This window comes from Mycobacterium sp. IDUB_39 (assembly GCF_055419205.1).
Genome location: NZ_JBVAXF010000007.1, coordinates 144,049 through 156,839, shown reverse-complemented (window position 1 = coordinate 156,839; position 12,791 = coordinate 144,049). Strand labels below are relative to the sequence as shown.

The window sequence follows — 12,791 nt, the reverse complement described above, 5'->3', positions numbered from 1 at the left end:
TGGCTGCCTGTGGATGACTACTTGACGGTTCGCAGAATGGCGAACGAATGGCCCGGCAGGACAGTGGTTTCGCCGACGATCGGCTGATCCCACGCCAGCAGCACGTCACCGGTGACGGGCACGTCCGCGGGGGTGGCACCGAGATTGCAGGCGACCGCCAACGCACCGCGGTGCATCACGATCCAGTGCTGCCGCTCGTCGAAGTCGATGCGCAGGTGATCCAGCCACGGGTCGGCGAGGTCGGGTTCAGTGCGTCGCAGCGCGATGAACCCGCGATACACCTCGAGCAGCCTGGCGTGCTCGCTGATGCCCACCTCATCCCAGTTCACCTTCGACCGGGCGAAGGTGGCGGGGTCCTGAGGGTCGGGGACCTCGTCCGCGTCCCAGCCGTGCTCGGCGAACTCAGCCTTGCGTCCCTCGGCGGTGGCCCGCGCGAGTTCCGGCTCCGGGTGGCTGCTGAAGAACTGGAACGGGCTGGTCGACCCCCATTCCTCGCCCATGAACAGCATTGCGGTGTAAGGGGATCCGAGGACGAGCGCGGCCTTCACCGCCAGCTGTCCGAAATCCAGGTTCTGGGACGGACGGTCGCCGATCGCACGGTTGCCCACCTGGTCGTGGGTGAGTGTGTAGGCCAGCAGCCGGGTCGCGGGGATGGACGCGGTGTCGAGCGGTCGGCCGTGCCTGCGGTGGCGGAACGAGGAGTACGTGCCGGCGTGGAAGTACCCGTTCTTCAGCGTCGTGGCCAGCGTGGAGAGTGTGCCGAAATCGGAGTAGTAGCCCTGCCGTTCGCCCGATACGGCGGTGTGGATGGCGTGATGGATATCGTCGTCCCACTGGGCGGTCATACCGTAGCCGCCGCGGTCACGCGGGGTGATGAGGCGAGGGTCGTTGAGGTCGCTCTCGGCGATCAGGCTCAACGGTCGGCCCAGTTGCGCTGCCAGTTCTTCGGTCTCGGATGACAGCTCCTCGAGGATGTGCACGGCCGTGGTGTCCATCAGGGCGTGCACGGCGTCCAGGCGCAGGCCGTCGGCGTGGAAGTCCCGCATCCAGCGCAGCGCGCACTCGATGATGTAGCGGCGCACCTCGTCAGAGTCGGCATCGGCGACGTTGATGCACTCACCCCAGGGGTTGCTGCCCGCTGACAGGTACGGGCCGAACCGCGGCAGGTAGTTGCCGGACGGGCCGAGGTGGTTGAAGACGGCGTCGATGAGCACGCCCAGGCCGCGGGCATGGCAGGCGTCGATGAAGCGGACCAGACCGTCCGGGCCGCCGTAGGGTTCGTGGACCGCATACCAGAGCACGCCGTCGTAGCCCCAGCCATGCGTACCGCTGAAGGCATTCACCGGCATGACCTCGACCAGATCCACACCGAGATCCACTAGGTGGTCGAGTCTTTCGACCGCAGAGTCGAAGGTGCCCTCGGGGGTGAAGGTGCCGATGTGAAGCTCGTAGATGACCGCACCCTCGACTGATCGCCCGGACCAGCCCGCATCGGTCCATGTCGCGGCCGACGGGTCCCAGAGCTGCGAGCGCTCGTGCACACCGTCGGGCTGGCGGGGCGAACGGGGGTCGGGCAGCACCTTCTCCTCGTCATCCACGACGAAGCCGTATCGGGCGTCGGCCGGCACGTCGAGCGTCGTCCGCCACCACCCATCGTCGGAGCGCATCATCGGATGCAGTGCGCCGTCGACGTCGAGCCGTACCCGCTCGGGACGGGGCGCCCAGACCGCGAACTCGTGCTCAGCCAAGGGTCTTCGCCAGAAGTGCGACGGGAAGGTCGGCGTACAGATCGGTCAGGCCGACGGTGCCCGCGAACCGGCGTCCGGTGAGCCGGTCGGTCCAGTCACCGTCGGGCAGGGGCAGGACGGTGTCACCCCAACTGGATTCGGCGAGCCGCACGGTCCACCGACTAACGGCCACCACGACGTCGCCGCCGCGCTGGAACGCGACGACGTGCTCACGTCGCGTGCCGCCGGCGAGCACCGGCCGGTAGGCACCGGACAGGAAGGTGTCGGGCCGTTCGCGGCGCAACCGGAGGGCCTCGGTGGTCACGCGCAGCTTGGGGTGCTCCAACGCGCGCAGCGCGTCACGGTGCGCGGAGTAGTCGACCGGCCTGCGGTTGTCGGGGTCGACGAGGCTGTCCTCCCACAGTTCGGTGCCCTGGTACACGTCGGGCACACCGGGCGCGGTCAGCGCGATGAGCTTCTGGCCCAACGCGTCACTGCGGCCGTACTCGTCGAGGCGACCGACAAGCGTTGTCATCTCGGTGGCCACCGGAGGTTCCAGCACACCGTCGAGCCAGGTGTGGACAGCAGACTCGAACTCGGCGTTTGGCGCGTTCCAGCTGGTGTGCACTGCCGCCTCGCGGATCGCCTTCTCGGCGTAGGCGTGCAGGCGCTCCCGCAGCCCGGCGGTGATGTCTCCGTCGACGGGCCACACCCCGAACGCGTTCTGCCACAAAAAGAGTGCCGTCGCCGGATCCGGGGGAGGATTCTGCAGCGTCCACTTCCCGATCAGTTCGGTCCACAGCGAGGGCACCTGGGACAGCACGCCGATGCGGGCGCGGACATCTTCGCCCCGCTTGGTGTCGTGCGTGGACAGCGTCGTCATCGCTGATGGCCACAGCCGCCCCCGGGTCGCGGTGCGATCGTGGAACTCGGCACTGCCCACCCCGAACCACTCCGGCTCGCCGCCCACCTCGTTGAGCGAGACCAGGCGTGCATTCCGGTAGAAGAGGCAGTCCTCCATCGACTTCGCGGTGGCCGCACCGCACAACTGCTGAAGGCGTGTCGCGCTCTCGGGGTTCGTCGCGACGGCGGTGGCGACGAGTGCCAGCGGCGCCTCGAGATGCGGTGCCTGAGCGGCGGTCTGCGCCAGCGCCACGGGAAGCACTGAGGCCAGCGTCGGATAGTCCGACCGGTAGACGCCGACCCGGCTGACCAGCTCGGCGATCGCCCCGACGAGATCGGGGTGGTCATCACCTGTGGCGTGGACGACGGCGCGCCGCAGCCGGCTCACCTCGCTGTGCAGCGTCCCGGTGATCGCCTCGACCTTGAGAGTGCGTGCCGCGGCGTGGATCTGGCCGGAGTCGTCACCGGCGGAGTCGGCGAGATCGGTCAGTGCCTGCGTGCCTGTCGGATCGACGAACAGGCCACCGATCTCACGCAACGCGTCGTAGCCGGTGGTACCCGCGACGGGCAGGGTGAGGTCCAATGCCTCATCGCCGGCGAGGATCTTCTCGATCACGATCCAGGCGTCCGGCCCGGTTGTCTCGCGTAGCCAGGTGAGATAGCCGGGGGGATCGGATAATCCGTCCGGGTGGTCGATGCGTACCCCATCCACCAGGTGCTCGTCGAACCAGCGCTTCACCTCGACGTGGGTCGCGTCGAAGACGGCACGATCCTCCTGGCGCAGCGCCGCGAGTGAGGTTATCGAGAAGAACCTGCGGTAGCCGCAGATGTTGGCGCGCCAGCCGATCAGCCTGTAGTTCTGCCGGCCGTGCACCTCGGCCCCGGTGCCACCGGCGGTGCCGGGGGCGATCGGCCACACCCGATCGCCGAGACGGAGCAGATCGCCGTCCACCACCAGATCATCGACGTCGTCATCAGATCCCAGCACCGGCAGCACTATTCGGCCATCCGGGTCGAGTTCCCAGTCGATGTCGAAGTACGTGGCGTAACGCGATTCGCGGCCGTGGGTCAGCAGATCCCACCACCACCGGTTCTGCCGCGGATCATCGACGCCGACGTGATTGGGCACGATGTCGACGATCAGGCCGATGCCACGCACACGTGCGGCGGCCGACAGCCGGGCCAGCCCCTCGGCGCCACCGAGCTCGGCCGACACGGTGGTGGGATCGGTGACGTCGTAGCCGTGTGAGGAGCCTTCGGCTGCGGTCAGGATGGGGGACAGGTACAGGTGGCTGATCCCGAGATCGTCGAGGTAGTCCAGCAGGTTCTCGGCGTCGGCGAAGGTGAACGACTGCCCGCTCCTTGAGCCGCGCAGCTGAAGGCGGTAGGTCGAGAGGATCGGTGATGGCACGGGTCAGGCTGTCTTGCGTAGTACGAGCAGCGACCGGGCTTGCAGCGTGACCTTCTCGCCGGCCACCACCACGAGGTTGGTGTCCCCGGTGGGATCTGCGGTGTCCAGGTCCGCGGTCCACTGCTCGGCGTACCAGTCGGCGGGAATGACGAAGTCGAGATCCTCGCCGAAGGCGTTGAAACACAGCAGGAATGAGTCGCCGGTGACGCGTTCGCCGCGGGCGTTCGGTTCCGGAATGGCATCGCCGTTGAGGAAGACGGCGATGCTCTTGCCGAATGCCGCGCCCCAGTCCTCTGGTGTCATCTCCTCGCCGGCCGGCGTCAGCCAGGCGATATCGCGAACCTGTCCGCCTGTGCGGATCGGCTTGCCTGCGAAGAACCGTCGGCGGCGGAACACGGGGTGCGCCTTGCGCAGGGCGACCGCCTTGCGGGTGAACGCGAGTAGGTCGGCGTTTGTCTCGCACAGCGACCAGTCCATCCAGGACAGCTCGGAGTCCTGGCAGTAGACGTTGTTGTTACCGCGCTGTGTGCGGCCGATCTCATCGCCGTGGCTGATCATCGGGGTGCCCTGTGACAGCATCAGCGTGCCGACGACATTGCGCATCTGCCGGGCTCGCAGCTCCAGGATGTCGGGGTCGTCGGTGGGTCCCTCCACCCCGCAGTTCCAGGACCGGTTGTGGCTCTCGCCGTCCCGGTTGTCCTCGCCGTTGGCCTCGTTGTGCTTCTCGTTGTAGGAGACGAGGTCGGCCAGGGTGAAGCCGTCGTGGCAGGTCACGAAGTTGATACTGGCGCCCGGCCGGCGGCCGGTCGCCTCGTAGAGGTCAGACGACCCGGTCAGTCGGGACGCGAACTCGCCAAGGGTTGCGGGTTCTCCCCGCCAGTAGTCACGCACAGTGTCGCGATACTTCCCGTTCCACTCGGTCCACAAACCAGGGAAGTTTCCGACCTGGTAGCCGCCCTCGCCGATATCCCACGGTTCGGCGATGAGTTTGACCTGGCTGACCACCGGGTCCTGTTGGACCAGATCGAAGAAGGCCGAGAGGCGGTCGACGTCGTAGAACTCGCGGGCCAGGGTGGAGGCCAGGTCGAACCGGAACCCGTCGACACGCATCTCCAGCACCCAGTAGCGCAGCGAGTCCATGATCAGCTGCAGCGTGTGGGGATGGCGTGCGTTGAGGCTGTTACCCGTGCCGGTGAAGTCCTTGTAGAACTTCGGATCGCCGTCCAGCAGTCGGTAGTAGGCGGCGTTGTCGATGCCTCGGAAGTTGATGGTGGGGCCGAGGTGGTTGCCCTCGGCGGTGTGGTTGTAGACCACATCGAGGATGACCTCGATACCCGCCTCGTGGAACGACCGCACCATCGTCTTGAACTCGGCCACCGCACCGCCGGCATGCTGGTTGGCGGCGTACTGGTAGTGGGGGGCGAAGAATCCGAAGGTGTTGTAGCCCCAGTAGTTTCGCAGTCCGAGGTCCAGCAGTCGGTGGTCGTGCATGAACTGGTGCACCGGCATCAACTCGATGGCCGTCACACCGAGCGACTTGAGATGCTCGATGATCACCGGGTGGGCCAGGCCGGCGTAGGTGCCGCGCAGCTCGTCCGGGATGCCGGGATGGGTCTCGGTCATGCCCTTGACGTGGGCCTCGTAGATGACGGTCTCGTGGTACGGCGTGTTGGGGGCGCGGTCCGACGCCCAGTTGAAGAAGGGGTTGATGACGACGCTGGTCATGGTGTGCCCCAACGAGTCCACCCCCGGTGGGGTGCCGCCCGTGGCGAGGTCCTCGGCGTTCAGGTCGTAGGAGTACAGGGCCTGGGTGAACTCGAAATCACCGTGGAATGACTTTCCGTACGGGTCGAGGAGTAGCTTGCTCGGATCGCATCGGTGACCGGCCTCGGGGTCCCACGGTCCGTGCACGCGGTATCCGTAACGCTGGCCTGGCGTGACGGTGGGCAGGAAGCTGTGCCAGACATAGCCGTCGACCTCGTCGAGGGTGATGCGTTCCTCAGTGCCGTCCTTGGCGATCAGGCACAGTTCGACCTTCTCGGCGACCTCGGAGAACACCGAGAAGTTGGTGCCCGCACCGTCATACGTTGCGCCCATCGGGTAGGGCGTGCCGGGCCAGATGGCGGAGACCATTGCTATCTACGCTCCTCGCGTGCGCGGACGCCTACCACCAGCCGGTGACAGCAGCGACCTGGCGACCCAGCTCATTGGTCATGGTTCGCATGTAGGTGGTGGTGAAGTGATGAGAGTCGTGATAAATCAACACATTTCCCTCCACCGCCCGACAGTAGTCATCCCGGCACACAGCTTCGCTCATATCGAGCGGTTTCAACAGCGGGAACCGCTTGATGAAATCCAGAGTGGGGTTGTGGTCGGACAGTACCTTGGAGCGCTTGATGCCGCAGGAGATGGCGTCACCACCGCTGGCCAGACAGTCCGCCGGGAAGAACGGCTCACCGTCACGGACCAGCCATGGCGTGTCGCGCATCGCCAGCACCGGAATTCCGGCGTCGGCGAACGCCTTCCAGACGCCGACGTAGGTGCCCGGCATGACGTCGCCGTCCTTGATGTTCCACGGTCTCGTCGACGTCGTGAACACGTAGTCGGGATGGTCGGCGATCAGTCGCGGCATCACCTTCTCATTCCACACGCGACACTTCGGGTAGGGCCTGTTGTCGCCCATGACCAGCGGATTCTGTTCGGTGGTCAGCGGGCAGCCCATTTTGAGGTACGTCACGACCTTGAAGTCGTGTAGCCGGCCAAGCAGGTCCAGCGCGGTGAGCCAGTGCTCGGCGTGCGAGCCGCCGGCCAGCGCGATGGTGCGCTTCGCCGATGCGTCGCCGTAGGTGCAGGTGATGACGTCGACGTTGTCGAAGTCGCCGATGCACTTGTCGGTTGTGCTCTGCGGTAGATCGTCCGTGGCCTCCAGCACGGTGGGGCGCATCGGCAGTTTGGGCACGCGCGCATGGTTGACGAGTGCGCGCGCACCCGGGTAGTCGCGCGATGACAGCCCGGACAGTTCCTTGCCGTTGGCGCGCTGGATGGTCATGTGCTCGCGCCACGTGAATGATGTGGCGGTCAGTGCGACGCCGAGCAACGTCACGATCGAGCCGAGCACGATGGTGGGCCTGCGCAGCCGAACGCGCAGCGGTATCGGAACGACCGGCTTCTGCGCGACGGGAGCGTGCAACCGCAGCGGCTCCTCCACGTACTTTGTGGTCAACCACGCCAGCACGCCGGAGATCAGAAGGACCGCCGCGCCCTCGAGGAAGTTCGCGCGGCTGTGCCCGGAGTAGGCCAGCCAGAAGATCAGCAGTGGCCAGTGCCAGAGGTACAGGGAGTACGCCATCGCGCCGAGCGACACGAACGGCGCGGTCGCCAACCACCGGTTGGGTAGCGGCATCCGGCCGTCGGCGCGGGTGAGGTGCGGGTCAGCGGCGCGGTTGGCTGCGCTGAGGATGAACAGGATGGTCGCGCCCACCGGGACCAGCGCCCACGGACCCGGGAACTCCTTGACGCCGTCGATGAGGAAACCGCACGACACGATCGCGGCCAGTGCCACCACCGACACCACCGTGCGCAACCACATCGGGCACCGGACGAATGGCACCAGGGCTCCGGCCAGCGCGCCGAGGAGCAGTTCCCAGGCGCGGGCGAAGCTGTTGTAGTAGGCGGTGGCCTGGTCGGCGTTGTGGGCGATGATCGCGTACACGAAGGACGCGATGGTCAGCGCCGACAGCAGCACGATCAGCGCGACCCGTAGGTGGCGGCCCAGCAGTCTGCGGAACAGGTAGGCGAACGCGAAGATCAACACCAGGAAAGCGATGTAGAACTGGCCCTGCACGGACATTGACCAGATGTGCTGCAGCGGGCTGACAGCCTCGCCGGCACGTAGGTAATCGGCCGCCGTGCTTGCCAATTCCCAGTTCTGGTAGTAGCCCAGGCTTGCCAGGCTCTGGTCGGCGAAGGCCTCCCACCGAGTCTCGGGCTGCACCAGGATGGTCAGCACCGCGGAGGCTGCCAGCACCACGACCAGCGCGGGAAGGAGTCGGCGTACCAACCGCTTCACCTCGGGCAGCGGCGCCAGCGAGGTGGTCGACGACAGTGACGCACGCAACAGGCGTCCGCCGAAGAAGAACCCCGACAGTGCCAGGAAGACGTCGACGCCACCTGATACCCGGCCGAACCAGACGTGGAACACCGCGACGAGTGCGATCGCGATGCCACGCAAACCATCCAGGTCATGGCGGTAGAAGCCCGAGGTACGGGTGCCCATGACGGCAGGCGGGGGTGACCCGGAATCGGTGCGCGAGGCCTTCCGGGGTGGGTCAAGGGTCAGCATGGTCGTCGGACAATCTACCGTGCGGCGCTGTGAGTGCGCGCTTTGCGATGAGCGCCCGAGCGAGCAGAGTATGACTTCGTGCCTGCGTTGACACCCTCTGAAATCAGTGCGATCGACACCGCGCACGTCTGGCACCCCTACAGCACCATCGGCGCCGAGGCGCTGGCTCCGGTTGTGGCTGTAGGCGCCAAGGGGGCGTGGCTAACTGTGGTTCATGACGGCCAACCCGTCGAGGTGATCGACGCCATGAGCTCGTGGTGGACGGCGATTCACGGGCACGGGCATCCCGCGCTGGATGAGGCGATCACGCGCCAGCTCGCCACCATGAATCACGTCATGTTCGGTGGGCTGACCCACGAGCCCGCCGCGCGGCTGGCGGAGTTGCTGGTGCAGATCACCCCCGACGGCCTGGACACGGTGTTCTTCAGCGACTCGGGCTCGGTGTCGGTCGAGGTCGCGGCCAAGATGGCGTTGCAGTACCAGGTGGCCAGGGGACGACCAGGCAGACACCGATTGATGACGTGGCGTGGGGGATACCACGGCGACACCTTCACCCCGATGAGCGTGTGCGATCCCGACGGGGGCATGCACTCGCTGTGGCGTTCTGTTCTCACCCCGCAGGTGTTCGCCCCGGCGGTGCCGTCCGCCTACGACCCGGCCTACGCCGAGGCCTTCGCGCGTCAACTGGCCGAGCACGCCGACGAACTCGCCGCGGTCATCGTCGAGCCTGTGGTCCAGGGCGCAGGCGGCATGCGTTTCCACGATCCCCGGTATCTGGTCGATCTGCGGGAGGCGTGCACGCGTCATGACGTGGTGCTGATATTTGACGAGATCGCCACGGGATTCGGCCGGACCGGCGCGCTGTTCGCCGCCGATCATGCCGGTGTGACACCCGATGTGATGTGCGTCGGCAAGGCGCTGACCGGCGGCTACATCACATTGGCTGCCACGCTGTGCACGGCCGAGATCGCGCGCACCATCAGCACCAGCGACGCGGGTGCACTGATGCACGGGCCCACGTTCATGGCCAACGCCCTAGCGTGCGCGGTCTCCGTCGCGTCGGTCGAACTGCTGATCGGCCAGGACTGGCAGAGCCGGGTTCGCGATATCGAGGCAGGACTGAAGGTGGGACTGGCTCCGGCCGCGGCACTGCCGGGCGTCGCCGACGTGCGGGTGCTCGGCGCCATCGGCGTGATCGAGATGGAGCAGCCAGTCGACATGCGGGTGGCAACGCACACGGCTCTGGAGCATGGGCTGTGGTTGCGCCCGTTCGGCAAGCTGGTCTACGCCATGCCGCCCTTCGTCTGCACGCCCGACGAGGTGGCTCAGATCGGGGCGGGGATGGTCGCCGTCGCGCGTGCTCTAACCTGAACGGTGTTCAATTGTCGGCTCGCCGACGTGTTCAATCGTCGGTTCGCCGACCTGTTCAAGTGTCGGGAAGGGAGCACCGGATGCCGCGAGTGGACCTTTCCCCACTGGCCTGGCTCGCCGAGGTGGAGCAGGAGCGCCGGGCCGCCGGACTGCGCCGTTCACTGCGAACCCGGCCCCCAATAGGCGACGAACTGGACCTGGCGTCCAACGACTACCTGGGCCTGTCCACACACCCCGACGTGATCGACGGCGCGGTTCGGGCGCTGCGGACCTGGGGTGCTGGCGCAACCGGATCGCGTCTGGTCACCGGCAACACCGAGCTGCACGAGGGTTTCGAGGCGGCGCTGGCCGACTTCGTCGGCGCTGAATCGGCCCTGGTCTTCTCATCTGGGTACACCGCGAACCTCGGTGCCGTCGTGGCGCTGTCTGGTCCTGGCGCGTTGGTGGTCTCCGATGCGTTCACACACGCGTCGCTTGTCGACGCGTGCCGACTGTCGCGTTCGCGGGTGCTCGTGACACCGCACCGCGATGTTGATGCCATCGACGCGGCCCTGGCCGAGCGCACCGAGAAGCGTGCCGTCGTGCTGACGGACTCGGTTTTCAGCGCGGACGGGGCGATGGCCCCGCTGCGCGCGATGCACGACGTCTGCCGCAGGCACGGCGCACTGCTGATCGTCGACGAGGCGCACGGACTCGGGGTGCGCGGCACCGGCGGGCGAGGACTGTTGCACGAGGTCGGTCTGGCGGGAGCGCCCGACATTGTGATGACGACGACGCTGTCCAAGGCACTCGGCACCCAGGGCGGAGTGGTGCTCGGCCCGATCGCGGTGCGGGAGCACCTGATTGACGCCGCGCGGCCCTTCATTTTCGACACCGGTCTGGCCCCGGCCGCGGTGGGTGCGGCATGGGCCGCCTTGGAGATCCTGATCGCCGAACCCTGGCGCGCGGATGCCGTTCTGGCGCACGCGGCGACGCTCGCCGAGGTCTGCGACGTTCCCGAGATACCTGGGTCGGCGGTCGTTTCGGTGATTCTCGGCGAGCCCGAGGTGGCGCTGGGGGCGGCGACCGCCTGCCTGGACCGAGGTGTCCGCGTCGGGTGCTTCCGCCCGCCGACGGTGCCCGCGGGGACATCGCGCCTGCGGCTGACAGCGCGGGCTTCACTCGATGACCGCGAGATGGCGTTGGCGCGCAGCGTGCTCGCCGAGGTCCTCGCCTCGGCGCGCCGATGAGCGTCGTCGTCGTCACCGGCACCGATACCGGCGTGGGAAAGACCATCACCACCGCGGCGCTGGCCTGCCACGCGCGACTCGTCGGTCTCGACGTGGCGGTGTGCAAACCCGTGCAGACCGGTGCGGCCGACGGCGATGACGACCTGGGCGAGGTGGCGCGGCTGTCGGGCGTTGTCGATCTGGTGTCGGGGTGGCGCTATCCGGAGCCGCTGGCGCCGGTCGCCGCCGCGCAGCGAGCAGGCATGGCGCTACCCACGCGATCCGAGTTGGGGGAGTTGGCTGCTTTGGCCGATCGGCCCGGCAGACTGGTGATCGTCGAGGGTGCGGGAGGCCTGCTGGTGGAGATCGGCGCGGACGGGGTGACGCTGCGTGATGTCGCAGGGGATCTGCGCGCCTCGGTTCTGGTGGTCGCGGCCCCCGGACTTGGCACCCTCAACCACACCGCGCTGACCACCGAAGCCCTGGCGGCACGGGACATTTCGTGTGCTGGAGTCGTGGTCGGTGCCTATCCCGCGAGCCCGACGGTGGCCGAGGAGACCAACCTGCACGCGCTGGCCCTGATCGCACCCGTGCGCGCGTCGCTGCCATCGAGTGCCGGTGCACTGTCACCCGCCGCGTTCGCCGAGATGAGCACCGCGGCCTTCGAGACGTCCTGGGTCCGCGGTCTGGTCTGACGTGGCGCACTCCATCGAGCTGCTCTTCGACGAGGCGACCGAGGCGGCGGTTCGGCGGGACTGGACGGCACTGGCGCAGGCGGGCCTGCCCAGCCAGGGCCGGCACCGCTCACCGACCAACCGGCCGCACGTCACGCTGGCCGTCTCCAATCACATCGATCCGGCGGTCGACGCCCAGCTGACCGAGCTGGCGCACCGGTTGCCGCTGAGCTGCCGGATCGGGGCAGTCATGGTGTTCGGGCGGACGACATTGACGCTGGTGCGCCTCATCGTGCCGTCGGCGGCGCTACTGGATCTGCATGCTGGGATTGCCGTCGCGAGCGCGCCCCATCAGACGCCCGGTCCGTTCGCACACTCGGAGCCCGGACAGTGGACCCCGCACGTCACGCTCTGCAGGCGTCTGTCGGCACGCGATCTGCCGGCCGCGCTTGAGGTGATGGGCGCCGACGACCTCGATGGCACGTTCGCGGCGCTACGCCGTTGGGACGGTGACGCCCGCGTCGACACCCTCGTCGGGTGAGGCACCGTCATCGGTTGGCGTCGTGTGCTGGGCCGACATGCCGTCGACCAGCAGTCGCATGCCGAAGGCGAAGCGGCCGTTGGGATTTGACGTGAGGACCGACTGGCCGTCGGGCAGTGCGCCCGCGGCGTCCCACTGCAGCCGGGACTGTTCGTCGACGGTGAAACCGAGGACGTAGTACACGACAGTGCGTGCGGCGAGTGCGGCGTTGGTGGTCTCGAACCCCGCGTCGGATGCCGCGGCGGCCAGGAGATCCAGGATGCGGGCCAGCGCAGCCGAGCGGCCCGAGGCGAATGTCGCCGATACCAGTTCCGCGCCGTCGGTGGACGACAGCAGTGCCTCGCGCAGGGCACCGCCGATCGCCGGGATCCGCTGGGTCCATGGCATCGCCGCCACATCGGACACCACCGGTTCCAGGATGCGATCGGCGACGGCGCCCAGAAGTTCCTGCTTGTCGGCGAAGTGCCAGTACAGGGCGCCGGGCGTGACGCTGAGTTCGCGGGCCAACCGACGCATGGTCAGATCGGCGATGCCGTACTCGTCGAGGATGTATGTGGCCTTGTCGACCACGTCGCTTCGGTGCAGTTGCACCCCTGTATCCTAAACACCGTTCA

General features: G+C 67.5%; 9 protein-coding genes. 4 read left to right on the top strand and 5 right to left on the bottom strand.

The features are described from left to right. Window positions 1-17: 17 nt before the first annotated feature. Genes treZ through ACZY0X_RS25130 form a run of 4 tightly spaced genes read right to left on the bottom strand, consistent with a single transcriptional unit; the run spans window position 18 to window position 8,383 of the window. Window positions 18-1,748, bottom strand: coding sequence for a malto-oligosyltrehalose trehalohydrolase (gene treZ / locus ACZY0X_RS25145; RefSeq protein WP_463774295.1), 1,731 nt, complete (start codon window positions 1,746-1,748; stop codon window positions 18-20). Beyond that, window positions 1,741-4,041 (bottom strand): malto-oligosyltrehalose synthase, encoded by a 2,301-nt coding sequence (treY, locus tag ACZY0X_RS25140; protein ID WP_463774294.1) that lies wholly within the window; start codon window positions 4,039-4,041, stop codon window positions 1,741-1,743. The genes treZ and treY overlap by 8 nt, the downstream gene beginning before the upstream one ends. A gap of 3 nt (window positions 4,042-4,044) precedes the next feature. After that, window positions 4,045-6,174: a glycogen debranching protein GlgX gene (glgX, locus tag ACZY0X_RS25135; protein ID WP_463774293.1), complete on the bottom strand. Its 2,130-nt coding sequence runs from the start codon at window positions 6,172-6,174 to the stop codon at window positions 4,045-4,047. Window positions 6,175-6,205: 31 nt separating this feature from the next. Beyond that, window positions 6,206-8,383 (bottom strand): acyltransferase family protein, encoded by a 2,178-nt coding sequence (locus ACZY0X_RS25130; protein ID WP_463774291.1) that lies wholly within the window; start codon window positions 8,381-8,383, stop codon window positions 6,206-6,208. Window positions 8,384-8,461: 78 nt separating this feature from the next. Between ACZY0X_RS25130 and ACZY0X_RS25125 the strand changes: the two genes are divergently transcribed. The 4 genes from ACZY0X_RS25125 (at window position 8,462) to ACZY0X_RS25110 (ending at window position 12,177) form a co-directional block, all read left to right on the top strand. Further along, window positions 8,462-9,754, top strand: coding sequence for an adenosylmethionine--8-amino-7-oxononanoate transaminase (locus ACZY0X_RS25125; RefSeq protein WP_463774290.1), 1,293 nt, complete (start codon window positions 8,462-8,464; stop codon window positions 9,752-9,754). A gap of 80 nt (window positions 9,755-9,834) precedes the next feature. Continuing rightward, on the top strand, window positions 9,835-10,983 hold the full coding sequence (locus tag ACZY0X_RS25120) for an 8-amino-7-oxononanoate synthase (protein ID WP_463774289.1): 1,149 nt from the start codon (window positions 9,835-9,837) through the stop codon (window positions 10,981-10,983). Beyond that, entirely contained in the window at window positions 10,980-11,657 is a 678-nt protein-coding gene (bioD, locus tag ACZY0X_RS25115; protein ID WP_463774287.1) for a dethiobiotin synthase, read from the top strand. Before ACZY0X_RS25120 ends, bioD begins: the two co-directional genes overlap by 4 nt. Window position 11,658: 1 nt before the next feature. Beyond that, window positions 11,659-12,177 (top strand): 2'-5' RNA ligase family protein, encoded by a 519-nt coding sequence (locus ACZY0X_RS25110; RefSeq protein WP_463774286.1) that lies wholly within the window; start codon window positions 11,659-11,661, stop codon window positions 12,175-12,177. On the opposite strand, the gene ACZY0X_RS25105 is transcribed toward ACZY0X_RS25110, so the two are convergent. After that, entirely contained in the window at window positions 12,130-12,768 is a 639-nt protein-coding gene (locus ACZY0X_RS25105) for a TetR family transcriptional regulator (RefSeq protein WP_463774285.1), read from the bottom strand. The two genes, ACZY0X_RS25110 and ACZY0X_RS25105, sit on opposite strands and share 48 nt — an antisense overlap. Window positions 12,769-12,791: the final 23 nt, after the last annotated feature.

Coding starts and splice junctions, on each gene's coding strand:
- ACZY0X_RS25120 (WP_463774289.1), top strand. CDS start 9,835: ATGCCGCGAGTGGACCTTTCCCCACTGGCCTGGCTCGCCGAGGTGGAG.
- ACZY0X_RS25130 (WP_463774291.1), bottom strand. CDS start 8,383: ATGCTGACCCTTGACCCACCCCGGAAGGCCTCGCGCACCGATTCCGGG.
- bioD (WP_463774287.1), top strand. CDS start 10,980: ATGAGCGTCGTCGTCGTCACCGGCACCGATACCGGCGTGGGAAAGACC.
- glgX (WP_463774293.1), bottom strand. CDS start 6,174: ATGGTCTCCGCCATCTGGCCCGGCACGCCCTACCCGATGGGCGCAACG.